The following is a 16,068-nucleotide window of genomic DNA, read 5'->3' as shown; positions in this document are numbered from 1 at the left end:
CCGCTTCAAAGCCAGCTCGGCGACCGCAAAATCAAAGAAGGAAAAACTCGTGACTTGACCCCATACTGACCCTCACCATTATACCCTTTAGGCGGGTCACTTCTCAGCGGAAATCAACAGCTTCGGCCCCGATAAGACGCGCGCGGCGGTCGGTATGGGCCACGTGCCCTTCGGCAAGCAGTCGCCGGATATTGTAGGGCTCGTTATAGGCACCTTTCAGGCGGGCGAAGGTGGCTTCCTGACGGGCGTGGTCTTCGGTGAGGGCGTAGGCCATCAGTTGGCTGAGGGTCAGCTTTTCGTCGCGGTAGGCCTGCATCAGAACCGGGGACACCGCCCCCAACCGTAGACGCTGCTTGACGGTATGCTCCGAAACGTCAAAGCGGGCGGCGATGTCGGCGGCGTCCATGCCGCGCTCGATATTGAGGGCGCGGAACGCTTCATACTGATCGGCGGGGTGCATGGCTTCGCGGGTGACGTTTTCGTCCAGACTGACCTCGTGCGCGTCATCGGTTTCACGGACGATGCAGGGGATCGGCGTATCGCGGGGGTCTTCTCCGTCCTTGGCGCGGGCGATCTGGGCGAGCCTCCGGCCTTCCCCGGCGGTGACGAGGAAGAAACCGGTTTCTACCCCGGCGTCGTCTCGTTCGGGCTTAACGATCCGGTTTTGCAGGATGCCCTTGGCGGCGATACTGGCCCGGAAACTTGCAATAGACGCGGCGCTGTGCGGGGTCTTACGGGCGTTTTCGGAGGATTTAATAAGGCGATCCAACGGGATCAGGGTGTAGTAGCCGGACTGAACCGCATCGGTAGAGACAGGCTTAAGGACAAGTTTAGACATAGCCAATCCTTTCGTAGGCTAAGGGTTTCAGCGGGCAAAATGCCGCGCTGAAACCTTGCCCGTCGGCGAGACCGGGGTAGCAAGGGCGGCCGGGGCGGAGGGGGATCACCCAGCCTGCACAAGCGGTGTCTGAAATGCCCTTTTGTCTAAATGTGCGCGCGGAAGGCTGGGGAAACCGCCCTGGCCGGGCCGAAGGCCCTGACTTTGCGCGCGCGAGGGCGGAGCCCTTAGCCGCTCCTTATTGGATAATAAAATGGCGTGGGTAAATCGAGCCGCCTAGACGACGTAGCGTTTAACTAGAGCTTCACGCTGCTGCTTTTGCTGACGACGGAAATTTTCCAGCGCTTCAGTTTCGGTCGCCTCCAACAAATATTCCCTGACCCGCTCAAGGTGCCAGTGCATCGCTTTCTGCGCCGCAGCTCCGTCCTTACGCTTAATGGCATCCAGAATACCATGGTGCTCGTTATCGCGTTCCTGACGCCCCCCGCCCCGCGCCCGTAGGTCGGTCGCTGACGCCATCTGGGAATATTTACGCAGGTTCCACAATTCCTCCACGAACGCGATGAGCGTCGCATTATTGGTAATTTGTGCCAGACGAAGGTGGAATTGCCGATCAAGTTCTTCAAACTGCTCAAGGTCGGCCGCGGCCGCCTGCTGGTTCAGAATATCTTCGAGGTCGGCAATATCTTCACTACTGGCAAGGGTCGCCGCCACAGCCGCCGCACCGCCTTCTACAATCATTCTCGTCTCGATGAGCTCGAACGGCCCGACGTTCAGGTCCTGTCGTGCCTCGCTCGCCGCACCTTTGGCCGAGTCGAACTGTGGGGCGTCAACAACGTAAACGCCGGACCCATGGCGGATTTCCACCAAATTCAAGATTTCAAGCGCGATCATAGCCTCACGGACGGTCGGCCGACTCACACTGAACAATTCCGACAATTCGCGTTCGACCGGCAACCGACTTCCAGGCGCGTAGTCGCCGTTCTTTATAGCCTCGACCAGACTATCAGCGACGCGTCTATACAGCCTCGAAGGTTCAGCGCTCATTTATCTCAATCCAACCTGCATCCGGAAGCGCGCCGTGATAGCGCTACCGATAATTGTATTACAATGAGGTTGGTTTTGGCAGATCACTTTTAAAATCTCAACAACAAATCACACTGCGCCACCATATATTTTAAATGACGGATTTTAATTTTCGTTTGTGAAACAGATTTTCGCTTCAGGAGAATAGACCGAAACAAATGAATTGGTCAGACATGCACCAACCCCGCCACAATATCATTAGAATTTTACACAAAAGACAATAAATACACCACTAAATAAACAAACAACAAATAATTAAATTCAAACACTCAGGACCTCAACTTGATGCCAATCAAGCGGCATCGCGCAACCTCAATCATTCAGTAGGCACGGAAATTGCGATTCTGCTGCAACAGTAGCATCACGATGTCAGGACAATAATCATAATTTGGCAGATGTCTCTATTGACTAATCGCCTTCGATCATTCATCCCTCGTCAGGTCAATAATTTTTGAAGCCGCAACGGCTTCTACCTCGGGGAGTGAGAGGCGGAAAATCGGGGACAACCCGTGACTGCCAAATCGGACGATCACAGGACAATAGTCCACGTCGTCAACTCGTGCTGCCACCGGCAAGCGAGTGGGTTTCCTCATTCCCGGATTGCAACGAAGGGCCATGCCACAGGCATGGGAGGAACAATGAAAAAGGCGCCCACGGTATCACTATCCAAATATCTACTTGCTGGCACTAGCCTGGCGCTGGGCCTGGGCTTCGGTCTTGCGTCGGCTGCCGCCGCGCAGGAGGACTCTGCAAAAAAGACGCAAAATACAACTGCGACCGCCGATGACACCGGTAGCATTGAAACTGTCATCGTGGTTGGGAGCCGGGCGTCACAACAATCGTCTATCGATCGTAAGAAGAAAGCCACTACGGCGACAGACTCCATCGTCGCAGACGACGTCGGCTCCTTCCCTGATCGCAATATCAACGAAGCCATTTCCCGCATCGCGGGCATGGGGATCGATCGAGACGACACGGGTGAAGGTCAAGGCCTGACGCTACGCGGCAACAGCGCCGACCTGACCCGAGTGGAAATGGACGGCATGTCCGTGGCCTCCGGTGGGTACAGCCTCGCCACCAATGAAGACTCGGCCGGGCGCGGTGCTGACCTGCGGGAACTTCCCGCCGACCTAATCGAAAGCGTCGACGTCATCAAGGGCAATACGCCCGACATGACCGAAGGGGGTCTCGGCGGTACGGTGAAAATCACCACCCGGTCGAGCTTGAGCCTGAAAAAGCCCTACTTCTCCATGCGGGTCGGCATGGATAGCAATTCGATTTCGGACAAGTGGTCACCGGACATCAGTCTGGTTGGTTCGCGTAAATTCCTTGACGGTCGTCTGGGCGTCATTTTCAACCTCTCGTCAAAGAAGGTTTTGAACGATAGCCGTCAGTACACCTCGTCGGGCGCCAGTTCCAATCGCGGTTATATTCTGACGACCGACTACGAAGCTGATGGCGCGCCCAAGACCTTTACCTGGAACCCCAGCGCCTTGTCCGGCCCGGCAGCGGATGCGATCCCGTACTACAGCACGACCTATCCCACCGCGTCCTGGGCTTTGAGCAACGGTTCGACCTTCGATGCCTATACTCCGCGAAAACTGATGGAACTATCGGCCGCCGCGCAGACAAAGACCCAATGTACGACGGGTTCCTTGGCCACCCTGACCAATGCCGGTTTGACCACGATGGGCATGACCAGTTCGGCCGCCCGGACAGCCGCGATCGCTCAGCGCGTGCGGGAACAGCAAACCTGTCTGAACCAGTGGAACGACTACCTGCCGGAGCAGGTTCGTCTGATGAACGTGACAAAGTATGAAGATCGTCGTTCCGGCGACATTCGCTTCGATTACCGCGTTAACGACCATCTGAGCCTCTACGCCAAATACATGGTCAACAGCCGCGACTTGCATAATGTGCAGCGACAGTACAGCTACAACAACATGGCCGGTACGGGCGTCGTCATCAATCCGTCCAGCGTCGTCGTCGATGCCAACCATTTCGTGACCAAGTTATCTTACACGGGCGGCACGCTTGGCCACGACAACCTGTTCCACGAAGAAGACTGGAACAACCAGTATCTCCTCACTGGCGGCAATTATAAGAACGGGCCGCTGAAGATCGACTTCATTCTCAGCCGTTCCGAAACCGAATTCACTCGTACCTATAAACGCATGTCGCGCGGGTTCGCCTTCGATGGCGCGGCAAGCATGGAACTGACCTCCGACGGCGTGTGGAAGATCACTCCGCCCGCCGGGTTCAACGAAAAGGACCTCTCACAGACCCTCCGCCTCACGGCCGCCAACGCCGCTTCCCCGCTTCTGCGTACCGTTGCCTTGCAATTTCAGGGGCAGCAGGTCGAGTCTGGAGAAGATCAGGCCAAGATCGATGCCGTCTATCGCATCGACAAACTCCCCTTCCTGACCCAGTTCAAGGCGGGAGCCAGTCGCCGCATCCTGCACACCAACCGCTGGCTGGGGGCCAGTTCGACTCCTATAGCCGGGGTAACCGTTCCGGGTAGCGGCTCGACCAGCGCCGGAAACCTGCGCATCTGTCAGAACCAGTCAACGACGACAGCGGCCAATGCCTGCCAATACGGACTGGTCTGGAACACCGGTACGTCTGCCCGTTTCGGCAACGACACCATTACCCCGGCCCGTTGGCTGGAAATCATGGCGGCCAGCAACGAACCGCATTCGGGCGCCTTCATGCCGGGCATTTCGGCTTTCGATGGTATCGAGTTGTGGGACTCGATCAATGTAGAGAAGGCGTTCGCTATGACCAACGCGACGCTGAACTACAATCTCGACTGTATCAAGGTCTGCACGGGCAGCGACGGCAAATCCTACCCGATGAACTATAACCAATCGGACGAAACCATCACAGCAGCCTATTATATGTTCGATTTCGAACAGAACCTGCCGCTGGATATGTCCCTCTCGGGCAACTTCGGCGTGCGGATGGTCAATAGTTCCGTGGAAGGTCAGGGCTTCATGACCCTGAACTATACCTACAAGAACGCCAATTGGAATGCGACAACCAATAATAACGCGGTGACGACAACTGTGGTGCAGAAACCGGTCAGCATCGAACGGTCCTACACGGACTGGCTGCCCAGCTATAATCTGGCGCTCTGGGCGGTCCCTGACAAGGTTGTCCTGCGCTACAACTGGTCGAAGACCGTGGCGCGCCCCGATGTCACTAAGATCTGGCCAGCCGGCACCTGCACCTATGACGAGCGTATCGCCGATGCGCAGGATGCCTACGACGGCGACGACGAAGACGGCACCGTAAGTCTGATGGGCTGTTCGTCGACCCTCGGCAATGCCGATCTGAAACCGTACACTGCGACCAAAAACAACACGTCGCTGGAATGGTACATCAATAAGGACACCTTTGTGTCGCTGGCCTATTACCGCCAGAAGATCCGGATCGGCAGCCCGCAACAGTACCAAACAACGGGTTCACCATTCGGCGGTAGCAGCGAAATCGATCCGAATACCGGTCGTCCGTTGTCGGACTACAGCTTCACTTACAACACTTGGCGTAATCGTCCGGGCGACACGCAGTCGGGCTGGGAACTGTCGACTAAGACTGCCCTCACCTTCCTGCCATGGCATCTGCGCTACACCGGTGTTGATTTCAACGTCTCGACCAACGAATCACGCTTCGGGAGCTATGTCGATAACATCACGGGTGAGAACCTTGGGAACCCGGGTCGGTCGAATTACTTTGCCAATCTGGCTGTGTGGTACGACGACGGCAAGACCAATGCACGCCTCTCCTATCAGATGCGTGACGCGGTTCTTCGTCGCGTGGCTGCTCCAAATGGCGCCTATCCGGTCCCGACGCTCTATAATACTCAGGATGTCGAGAGTTACCGTGGCCCATACACGCCGTTCGATCCGCTTTACACCGACGAATATCGCTACCTTGACGGCAAGATCAGTCACAACCTTTCGAAGAATGTGCAGATCTACCTCGAAGGCCGCAACCTGCTGAACTACACCCGGATCATTACAGGGTCTGAGAACCGCGGCCCTGCGAACTCCGATTACATCATCGACCAGCAATTCGGTGGCCGCCGCATAACTTTCGGCGTGATCATCAAACAACAGTAAACCTAGCGTAAATTGCCAACTCCTAGCCTCTGGCCGCTCCCCAACGGGAGCGGCTTTTTTCAGTCACCGGCAGCGATACGGCCCAAAGATCCCGTCCACCGGTGAGCCTTCCAGCCGACTGTTGAGGACGAATATACGGTAGGTCGCGCCGTCGGGTGCCACACGGACGACGACATGGCCCTGCATACTTTTCATATTTGGAAGAAAGCGCGCATTGAGGTCCTTGTTTGCTTGAAGCATGTCGGTGGCAAAGACATCCGCCGTCGCCTTGCCCTGCCATGCGCCCAGCATACGCTGTAGTTGCGCCTGTCCGGGATGGGTCGCGTGCCAGGCCTGGATGACATAGACCTGCGCATCGAGGGCTTCGACGAAGGCCGGTCCACAGGCGTCGAAATAGCCGTGGTGGTTGGCGGCGGCGACTTCGGTCCGCCCGGCCAGACGCGCCACCGGGGTTTCGATGTCGCGCCACGGCTCCCGACCATCGTGCGTGTCGGAAACCAGATCTCCGCCCGCAAAATAGCTGAATCGGCCATAGGTCAGGCGAAAAGCGACCGAACAGGCATTCTCGTCGGCCGGCGTACCCGCCGGGCGCTGAGCCAGAATATCGCGCACGCCCTCCCCTGTCCCCGTCCAGACCCGACCGCTGGCAGCCAGATTACGGATACTGAACGCTGGGTAAGCTTTGGGATTGTTGAGGCCGATCTGAACGCCTGAACCGACGTGAAACCTTTCGACTGCCTCACCGCGCACCTGCCGCGCCTTGAGGAAAGCGAGGTAGTTGGCGGTAAAGGGGGCCTGCACCGGCGGTCGGTCGCCATAGTCGGGGAAATCACGATCGATTACCCGGCGGACCGGTATTTCTGCCGCAACATCGCTGACGCCGCTCAGGCGATAGCGGCCATCCGCCGACAGCGGCATGGTGTCGCTGACGTCACCCAGATGGTCGGGATGGATATGGGTCGCCACAAAGACATCGATCGCCTTGCCATAGCGCCGGGCATAGCGCGCCGCCCACTGGCCCGGACGGCGCGAGGCGTCCGGTTTGGGCGTGGACGACGTCGCCGCCGCGCTTAACGACGCCCCGGCATCGACCATGATCAGCGTACCGTCCGGGCCGACGATGAGCGTACAATTGCCCCGTCCCGTATCGATATGATGGATGTCGAGTTCGCCGGTTTGACGTTCGGGCAGCGGCTTGCCGACCTCCGCCCGAGCGAGACCGACGGGCAGCACAAGGCTACCCGTCGCCAGCAGAAACGTGCGCCGATCCACGCTTAAAACCGACGGCTGAGGGTAAAGCCCAGCGTACGCGGTTCACCCAGATATTCGGCCAGAACGCTCTGGGTCGACGGCGTCAGAACGTAGTCGACATCGCCCGCATTGCGCACCCACAGCAACAACGAATATGGCCCTGACTCATAGCCGATGGAGGCATTGGTCAGGTCGTAGGATTCGATGTGCAGGTTGGCGTCCTTGGCCGCCCCGGTATAGTAGCTGCCCGTCGAGGTCCAGCTCAGCGAACCGAAAACGAGGCCGTTACCGACGGGCTTGCGGAAATCGGCCGCGATGGAGCCCTTGTTCTTGGGCGACGAGGCGACCGGATTGCCCGTATAGACCGCGCCACCGGGGATGACGAAGTCCTTATAGACGGTGTCGAGATAACCGTAGGTCAGGGACAGGTTCAGCCAGTCCGTCGCACGGAAGTTGACTTCCGTCTCAAGACCCTTGATGCGTGCCTTGGATGCATTGTGGATGCTCAGGACACGGGTGACATTGTTGAAGAACAGCTCCTGCTTGTCGTCATAGGTCATGTCGAAGACCGAGGCATTGACGCGAAGCCGATCGTCGAACCACTGCGACTTCACGCCGACTTCCTTGTTGGTGACGGTTTCGGGATTGAACGGCGTGCGCAGAGCCGACAGCGTCGCCGCGTCGGTATTGAAACCACCCGCCGTATAGCCCTTGGTGACGCTGGCATAGGCTCGGAAATCGTTCGTCGGTGCCCAGGTCAGGACCAGGCGCGGGGTGACTTCGCTCCAGTCGGCCTTGAGGTCACGGTCGGTGAAGCTGCTGGCCGGCGTCACGAAGTCCGTGCGCACCAACGAAGCGGTCTTTTCATCCTGAGTGTATCGCGCACCCACGGTCAGGAACAGTTTGGCGGGCAGATTGATCACGCCGTCGGCATAGAGGCCGTAGCTATTGGTCGTCACGGTCTGGTCCGTCAGGACGTCCGTTGTGACGCCCCCGGTAACAGCCCGCAGGGTTCGCGTGCGCAGCTTGCGCGCGGCATCTTCCTTCGACAGGTAGATACCGGCGACGAAATCACCGTACTGCCATTTCGGGCTGGCATAACGGACTTCCTGCGACAGAAGTTCGACTTCATCGACGTCACGGGTGACCGATTGCGTCGCCGTACCGGTCAGGAAGGTGTAGCTGACGCCCGTGCCGGAATAGTCTTCGCCCGACTGCGAATGACGATATCCGGTAATCGACGACAACTTGCCGATCGGCGTGTCGTGATAGATGCGCGCCGAAGCACCGAACTGGTCGCGACGAAAACCTTGAGGATAGTTCACTTCCGAGGTCCGGCGGTTGCCATCGGAACCGGCGGCCTTGGACGACAGGGTGCGCCCGCCGTTCTTATCATCATTATAGTCGATGCCCAGCAAAACCTCGGTGCGGTCGCCCGGCACATAGCGGAACTGGGCACGGGCGGCACGGCTGTCCTGATCGTCGGTTTCCGCGCCGCTCAAGCGGTCGTAGCCATAGCCGTCATGCGACTTCAGCGAGGCCGACAGGCGGAAGGCGGCGTTTTCGCCCACAGGCAGATCGACCAGACCGTCGGCCTGTTTCAGGCCGTAGTTACCACCGCCGATCCGTACCGAACCCTTGACGAAGCCCAAAGTCGGTTTACCCGTATCGAGCAGAACGGCACCGCCGGTAACATTGCGACCGAACAGTGTCCCTTGCGGCCCCTTGAGCACCTGCACGGAACTCAGACCATAGAGATCGAAAACGGCAGCGCTATTACGAGGAATAAAAACATCGTCTACCACGACGGCGACCGGCTTGTTGGCACCGATCTGGCTGAAGGTGTTGGAGGCACCGCGAATGGCGATGGTCGGGCTGGAATAGCTGAAGGCCGACACCAGAAGGCCCGGCGTCAGTCGCGAAACGTCACGCAGGTCCGAAAGGTGCTGGGTTTCCAGCGTGCGACCCGAAATGACCGTCAGGGACACCGGCACCTTTTGCGCACTTTCCGAACGCTTCTGAACCGTCACCACCACTTCGGTGGGATCTTCGGCCGCCGCGGTCTCCGTGGCCCTGACCACGGCATAGCTCGACGGTCCGGTCGCCGTAGCGGTAAGGCCGGTGCCGTTCAACAGACGTTGAAGGCCATCGGCCACCGTATAATCACCCTTGACGGCATTGGTGCGGCGGCCAGAAGCCGCGCTTTCGCTCACCAGAATCTGAGCTCCGGCCTGAGTTGCAAACGCGCGCACCCCAGCATCGGCCGACTGCACCGGAATATCGAAGCGATGCGTCTTCACCTGATCCTGCGCCAAGGCTGGCACTGTATAAAAAGCCGCGCTGGCGACGCCCGCCAGCCAGAGTGTGCGGTAGGCCGCCGGATTGAACACCATGACTATCCCCATCAAAATAACGCTCGCTTATCGAACGCGTTCATAAACAAGACGGCGGACGCTCAAACTTCCTTATGACAGTTTGATGAAGTTTAAGGCCCTGTGTGTGTACCGATACGAATCTCATCCGCCGATGCCTCCACCGGCACCGTCAGCACCGTGCCCGCCGTCCGGGCGAACGATGCCGGGTCATGCATATCGAAGCCACCATACAGACGCTCTTCGTTCAGCCGTGTATCCGCCACGACCAGCTTGACGCGATTATACCGGTTGAAGCGTTCAACAGCCTCCTTGAGGGTTTCGCCGCCCAGATCGATCCGGCCCTGCCGCCAGGCCAGTCGGCGCTCTGCCGGATCGTTCGGCGTCAGGGTTTCGACCGCCGTCACACCATCGGATAGGGCGGCAACCTGACCTGCTACCAATCGCGTACGCTGTTGCGGATGATCCTGCGACCAGACCTCAACCACGCCTTCGGTGACCACGACGCGGGGGCTTTCGTTCGTATAGGCCACCGAAAAGGCCGTGCCGACCGCGCGTACGCGCAGAGGTCCCGCGGCTACCACGAAGGGACGCGCCTTGTCATGACGGACCCGAAAGAACGCCTCGCCGCTTTTCAGGCGGACCTGTCGCTGATGATCGCCCATTTCGGCGCGCAGGTCCGTAGCCGTATTGAGCGTCGCTGCCGATCCGTCCCGTAGCGCGACAGCGCGGACTTCCATTTCCGGCGATACGTACCGCTCGCCACGGGGTATGAGCACAAACGCCGCAATCACCGCTGCGGCGGCCACCGTCAGTCCGGCGATGATCCTGCGGCGCCGACTTGGCAAACGGGTGACATTCGATATGGCAGCCCCATCCCAAGCCAGGCGATCAAGGGTCGCCCAGGCGGCCTCGGCGCGCAAAAACGCGCCCTCATGGGCGGAACTGTCCGCCAGCCAAACCTCAAGGGCTTCGGCCTGTTCGGGCGTCCAGTCGCCGGACTCGCGTAACCATAGCCAGCGGTTGGCCGCGTTCTCGATGTCAGCGGCGGAGTTTCGATCGGTCAATGCCGCCTCCTTTTCGCTGCGAGCGGGGATGTTTCGGCCCCTGCCCCATATGTTGCATGATCAGTCGCATGCCTTTGACGGCGTCGTTTTCCACTATGCTTTCACTCACTCCCAGTCGCGCGGCGATATCCCGCTGGGACAGGCCGTCTATTTTTCGCATTTGAAGTATCTGTCGGCAGCGTGGCGGTAAGGTTGCCATGGCCGCCTGCACGCGGGTCCATTCTTCCCTCGCGCTGGTCACGCGTTCCGGCGACGGCGCCTCGTCACCCATCGGCAGATCCTCCAGGGCCGCCGAGGCGTCGATGCGGACCAGTTGCGCGCGTCGCAATTGCTCGCGCAGCAGATTGCGGACGATCTGAAAGAAATAGCCGTCCGGACGCGCGATAGCCTCGATCGATTGTACCGCTGACAGGCGGCAATAGGCTTCCTGAATCAGATCATCGACATCCGCTTTGGAGACCAGCGACCGTGATAGCCACGCACGCACCGTCGGCTCATGTGGCATCACATGAGCGGCAATCCAATGCACGAGTTTCAGACGGTCAAGACTCACAACGACTCCAGGCTCGTCCTATAGATGGATGGCGCTCCGACTTCCTTATTATCTATTGCATTTTATCGTTGAATTCACGTGAGTACGATGATTATGCAACTAAACACCGCGACCGGCATTACCTGACATTAAAGACAGAGGGTGGCCAAATCCAACTTCGGCACCCCGGAGGGTGGCTCCTTGATGTCAACCCCCAGGCGCTTTGCCACACGCTCCATCATCAACCCGTTGCCGATTTCACTATCCGGTACCGAATAGGCGTCGTCCTTAAGCGCTTGTGCCAGAGGTATGTAACGGGCACCCGCTGCATCAAGACGATCCATAACCTGCGGCAGCATGCGGGCGCTGTAAGCACTCAAATGGGTGAGCCATATTTGCGGAATTTGTCGACCGTAAATTTTTTCCGATTGGCGTTTGGCGCGTGCAATGCCGGCATCCACCTGCGCGAGGTAGTAGCCGTCGAGGGCCGCGATCCCCGCCATGTCGCCCTTGGCGAGACAGCGATTGTAGGGCGCCGAATAGGATGCATCGCTAAAGTACATCGTGACCTCGGCGACGATGTAGCGGTGCGATTTCATCCACGCGACCGCTCCGTCATGCCGCGCGCCTTTTCCACCGCCCGCGAGGTTCGGCATCCGGATCACACGCCAGCTATCATCTTTTACCCGGCGTTTCAGCTCGGGTTCGTTTTGCTCCATATCGGCGATCCACGCCTCTAACGACTCCGCGCGGCCCAAATTCATATGCGTGTAGCCGTGATTGCCTAACGGATATCCATTGGCCTGCCAAAGATCATAAACCGCAGCACCGTCCGGCGCATTATCGAGCTTTCCGGCATTAATGAAACCGTAGGCCTGCGGCACCTTATGCGCCTTGAGAGTCTTCAAATAGGACTGAGTGATGCCAAGGCGGGTTTCACCGGGCGTCAGTTGCCCTTGCAAAGGCAGGTCATCAACCGTGACCACTACGTCAAACCGGTCCTTGGCTACCGCCGGGGTCAGAAGGCTGCTCAAAAAAGCGAAACAAAGCAGGTATCGGTACATGCGGGCACCTTTCACGGTTTTACCTGTTTCCCCAGATCGGGGGCAATGACGATCAAGGCTTCGGCGACCTGTTTGGAAAACAGCGCCGCCCCCTTGCCCCCTAAGTGGGTGTAGTCGAAGGTGACGCTCTGGGGCGCGTTCTGGGTCACGGCGGTTTCGGTCGTTGCGCCCGGCTTGAAGGCTCCGGCCGAGGTTCCGGATCGCGCGGCCGCCAACACTTCCGCGGAAGGCCGTTTCTGTGAAAGGTCGAGACTCTCGACCGGCCCCATAGCCTGCACGGTGGCTACCGACGTGGCGTGCAGATCGATCAGGGGGACGTTCATCTCCTTCGCCACCGCGATAACGCGGTCGGCCCATGGTGCCAGCGAGTCCTGCAAGGACCCATTGACAAAATCTCGTCGGGTCAATGGCGTGACCAGCACGGGAATGGCCCCAGCCGCCCGCGCCTCTTTGACGTAAAGCCTCAAATTCTGGGGGTATTCCGTTTCCAGATCGGTTGAATGACCGGGTTTGCCGGGCTGATCGTTGTGACCGAACTGAATAAGGATATAGACGCTGGCATAGCCCGGTACGGCGGCCTCTTTCAGGGCGTAGGCCCATGACCCTTCGGCCCGGTAGCTCAGGGTCGATCGGCCACCCCGGCCCATATTGACGCAGGTGATATAGGTCGTGACGTGATCCGCGCAAAAGGCTCCGCCCCATCCGCTGGCCACCTGCACAGTCGAGTCACCGACGAGAATTATCTTACGCAGTGAGACGGGCCTTACCTTCTTGCGTGCAGCATCGTCTTTAACGGATACAGGTATCTCAGGCTTCACGGCGGGTATGATGGTAGGCATTGTCTGCGCCCACGCACCTGACGACAGACTGAGTACACACGCTACCGCCACAATTATTGTCTTCATTGTCGATCGTCCCTGTCCGCATGCCGCCTTATAGCGCTTATTCCTGATTGACGCCCAAAGGCCTCTCGGTCGTAAAGGCCTGACTTGGCGGCACCTTGTAGTCGCTTTCCGACAGGGGGTGCGCTGGATCGTAAGACGGGACATCGTCTGCGATCTGGGCGGCGATCGGCGCCTTGGCGTCGCGTAAGCCCTGCACGACGATCTTAGCCAGTTCGTAGGCGCCATAGGGCGAGTGATGGGTGCCATCGGTCTTGGCGTAATCTTCGCTGTGCATGAACAGCGCCCGCGTGCCCTTGGCACCTACGGCTTCATAGAGTGTGCGGCTGCCCGCGTTCAGGTCGATAAGGATCGTCCCCGATTCCGCTGCCGCCTCACGGGCCAGTTGGGGGAAGTTGCCGAGTGTGTCGCGGACCTTGCCATTCTCGAAGCGGTTACGGTGCATGGCCGTCACGAAGACCGGCGTCCCGCCTTTAGCTTTGACCTGCGCCGCCCAGTCCATAAGATTCGCCTTATATTTCGCTTCCTTATCCGGATCGGTCGATTTTTGATCGTTGTGGCCGAACTGGATGAACACGTAGTCTCCGGGTTTGATCAGCGACATGATCTTGTCGAACCGGCGCCCTGCCTTGGCGGAGAAGGTAGATTCACCTGACTGGCTATGGTTTGCCACCGCCACGGTCGGCTTGAAAAAGCGGGGGAACATCTGTCCCCACGAGGCGAACGGTTCGCCCGACTGATCCGTCACCGTCGAGTCGCCCAGCAGGAACAGCGTCGGCACAACGACAGGCTCGATTTTGACGGCGCGAACCGCAACATTTCCATCGAATTCGAGCGTCAGCCGGGCGTCCCAGGCGCGGGCTTCCTTTTCGGTCTCCCGCGGATTGAGCCTGACCTTACCGCCGGGAAATTCCGGCGTGCGGACGTTGACGATAAAGGTTTTCGTCGCCGAGCCTTTTGCGGGCACGGCGACTCGCTCCAGCATAAGGCGGCGCAGTTCGGCCTTGACTGTCGTTTCGGACGCTTTGTCGCCGCCCAGCGTGACGGTCACCTTGTAATTGCCTTCAGGGACATCGACCGAGAAATAAAAGGGCTTGCCCGAGGCGCTGAGTTTTTCAAAATCGGGCAGAGGGCCTTCAAACCCGAACCCCGCCGCTGCGTCATAGACCTTGCTCGCAACCACTGCACCTTCGGCAGGCTTCGCTTTGCTACCAAACACAAGGGCTGTGGGCGTTTCCGCCATGGCGGAAGAGGCCAATACCAATGCCAGCGCGGAGGTAGCTAGAATATGAGATATCCTCATCTTGATTTCCTCTATTGGACTATCGGCACATGGCCCACTTGTCGCAAGTTACGCTGTCGAGGCCGGGTAGCTTTGCAATATCAGCCGCGGTCCATTCTTTTCCTGCAATGGTCACCCTATCCAGGGTCACATCCTTGGCGTCGATGACGACCGAAGATTGCTTTTCTTCACCGACACGGACATTGCTGAGCTTAAGACCGGTTACCGGACTTTCCGGCCAGCCGCGAATAACCATCATCCGGCGCGTCGCGACGACAGTGGAGTCGCTCAGGCTGATACGTCGGACCGACGGTATGAAGGCCCCACCCGCCCCCTCTTCGTAATATAGCCAAATTTGCAGGAAGGTCTTGTCAACCTGCCCCACCTTGATGCGTGTCATGTGGATGTCTTCGACCACCCCGCCGCGATAACTGTTCGTCTTGATGCCCAGCGCCTGCGACAGGTGCGGACTGTCCATCGTGCAGTCCTGCACATAGACGTTGCGCACACCGCCGGTCATTTCGCTCCCGATGGCGACGCCGACGTGGCCGTCTTTCATTTGGCAGTTGCGGATGACCAGATTTTCACACGGTTTGGCGACGCGGCGGCCATCGGCATTTCGCCCAGCCTTGATGGCGATACAATCGTCGCCGGTATTGAAGGTGCAGTTGTCGATCAGCACATCTGTGCACGATTCCGGGTCACAACCGTCATTGTTCGGCCCGTGGCTGTCGCAGGTCACGCCCCGGAACGTGACGCTTTCGCACAGAACCGGGTGCAGCAGCCAGAACGGTGACGACACGACGGTCACGCCTTCCATCAGCACGTTTTTACAGAGGTAGGGCTGAAAGAACGGCGGACGCAGGCGGCTGCCTTCGCCGAAAACCCGCTCAGCCACGGGGACGCCGCGTTCGGCCATGTCGAACAGTTTCGTGCGGTCGGCCGCCTGACGTTGCGCCAATGGCACGTCGTCGAACCGGCCGCCCCAGGGCCCCTTCCAGAACCACCAGTTCTGATCATCGGCCCCACCATCGAGAATACCGCCGCCGGTCACCGCGATATCGTGCTCGCCATAGGCGTAGATCAGCGGTTGATAACCCATCAGTTCGACGCCTTCCCAGCGCGTCGGCACCACCGGCAGATAGCGCGCCGGTTCGGGGATGAATTTAAGCCGCGTCCCCTTCGGGACATGCAGTTCGACCTTTGACCGCAGCCGGATCGGTCCCGTCAGGCACACCCCCTTGGGCAGGACGACCCGACCGCCCCCGGCTTTTGCTGCCGCCACAATGGCCGCTTCAATAGCCTGCGTATTGTCGGCCTGACCATCCCCGCGTCCGCCAAACACGGTAACGAGATAGTCACGCCGGGGAATCTCAGGTAGCCGAATGCGCCGCACGATACGCTCGGCGGCGGCCTGTGGATACACGGAGGAGTGGCTGGCCGCCTGAGAGGTAGCGGCCAGCCCCGCCCCCATCACGCCCCCCATTACAGCAGCGGCTCCCCCAAGCCACTGACGGCGCGTCGATGAAGGCGAAACGGTATAGGTCATGATG

Annotated in this window: 11 protein-coding genes; 1 reads left to right on the top strand and 10 read right to left on the bottom strand. The window is 59.1% G+C overall.

From position 1 onward, the window contains the following. Window positions 1-103: 103 nt before the first annotated feature. Complete coding sequence (locus PQU92_RS18550) at window positions 104-838, bottom strand: ParB/RepB/Spo0J family partition protein (RefSeq protein WP_272749791.1); 735 nt, start codon at window positions 836-838, stop codon at window positions 104-106. A 276-nt stretch (window positions 839-1,114) separates the two neighbouring features. Further along, window positions 1,115-1,885 carry a FadR/GntR family transcriptional regulator gene (locus PQU92_RS18545; protein ID WP_272749790.1) on the bottom strand — a complete coding sequence of 257 codons (771 nt, stop codon included), beginning with the start codon at window positions 1,883-1,885 and terminating at the stop codon, window positions 1,115-1,117. Between the two features lie 677 nt (window positions 1,886-2,562). Between PQU92_RS18545 and PQU92_RS18540 the strand changes: the two genes are divergently transcribed. Continuing rightward, complete coding sequence (locus tag PQU92_RS18540; protein WP_272749789.1) at window positions 2,563-6,045, top strand: TonB-dependent receptor; 3,483 nt, start codon at window positions 2,563-2,565, stop codon at window positions 6,043-6,045. A 63-nt stretch (window positions 6,046-6,108) separates the two neighbouring features. On the opposite strand, the gene PQU92_RS18535 is transcribed toward PQU92_RS18540, so the two are convergent. The 8 genes from PQU92_RS18535 to PQU92_RS18500 form a co-directional block, all read right to left on the bottom strand. Beyond that, window positions 6,109-7,317, bottom strand: coding sequence for a ComEC/Rec2 family competence protein (locus PQU92_RS18535; RefSeq protein WP_272749788.1), 1,209 nt, complete (start codon window positions 7,315-7,317; stop codon window positions 6,109-6,111). Window positions 7,318-7,319: 2 nt separating this feature from the next. Next, window positions 7,320-9,689, bottom strand: coding sequence for a TonB-dependent receptor (locus PQU92_RS18530; protein WP_272749787.1), 2,370 nt, complete (start codon window positions 9,687-9,689; stop codon window positions 7,320-7,322). A gap of 92 nt (window positions 9,690-9,781) precedes the next feature. Then, window positions 9,782-10,735 carry a FecR family protein gene (locus PQU92_RS18525; protein WP_272749786.1) on the bottom strand — a complete coding sequence of 318 codons (954 nt, stop codon included), beginning with the start codon at window positions 10,733-10,735 and terminating at the stop codon, window positions 9,782-9,784. Beyond that, window positions 10,710-11,288, bottom strand: coding sequence for an RNA polymerase sigma factor (locus PQU92_RS18520; RefSeq protein ID WP_272749785.1), 579 nt, complete (start codon window positions 11,286-11,288; stop codon window positions 10,710-10,712). The genes PQU92_RS18525 and PQU92_RS18520 overlap by 26 nt, the downstream gene beginning before the upstream one ends. A gap of 128 nt (window positions 11,289-11,416) precedes the next feature. Next, entirely contained in the window at window positions 11,417-12,331 is a 915-nt protein-coding gene (locus PQU92_RS18515; RefSeq protein ID WP_272749784.1) for a polysaccharide deacetylase family protein, read from the bottom strand. Between the two features lie 11 nt (window positions 12,332-12,342). Beyond that, window positions 12,343-13,170, bottom strand: coding sequence for a rhamnogalacturonan acetylesterase (locus tag PQU92_RS18510; RefSeq protein ID WP_272749783.1), 828 nt, complete (start codon window positions 13,168-13,170; stop codon window positions 12,343-12,345). Window positions 13,171-13,273: 103 nt separating this feature from the next. Further along, window positions 13,274-14,416 carry a rhamnogalacturonan acetylesterase gene (locus PQU92_RS18505; protein WP_272749782.1) on the bottom strand — a complete coding sequence of 381 codons (1,143 nt, stop codon included), beginning with the start codon at window positions 14,414-14,416 and terminating at the stop codon, window positions 13,274-13,276. Between the two features lie 139 nt (window positions 14,417-14,555). Further along, on the bottom strand, window positions 14,556-16,068 hold a 1,513-nt coding region (locus PQU92_RS18500), incomplete at its 5' end, for a glycoside hydrolase family 28 protein (RefSeq protein ID WP_272749781.1).

This window comes from Asticcacaulis aquaticus (assembly GCF_028550415.1).
Lineage (GTDB): Bacteria > Pseudomonadota > Alphaproteobacteria > Caulobacterales > Caulobacteraceae > Asticcacaulis > Asticcacaulis aquaticus.
This window is presented reverse-complemented; position numbering and strand designations above follow the sequence as displayed.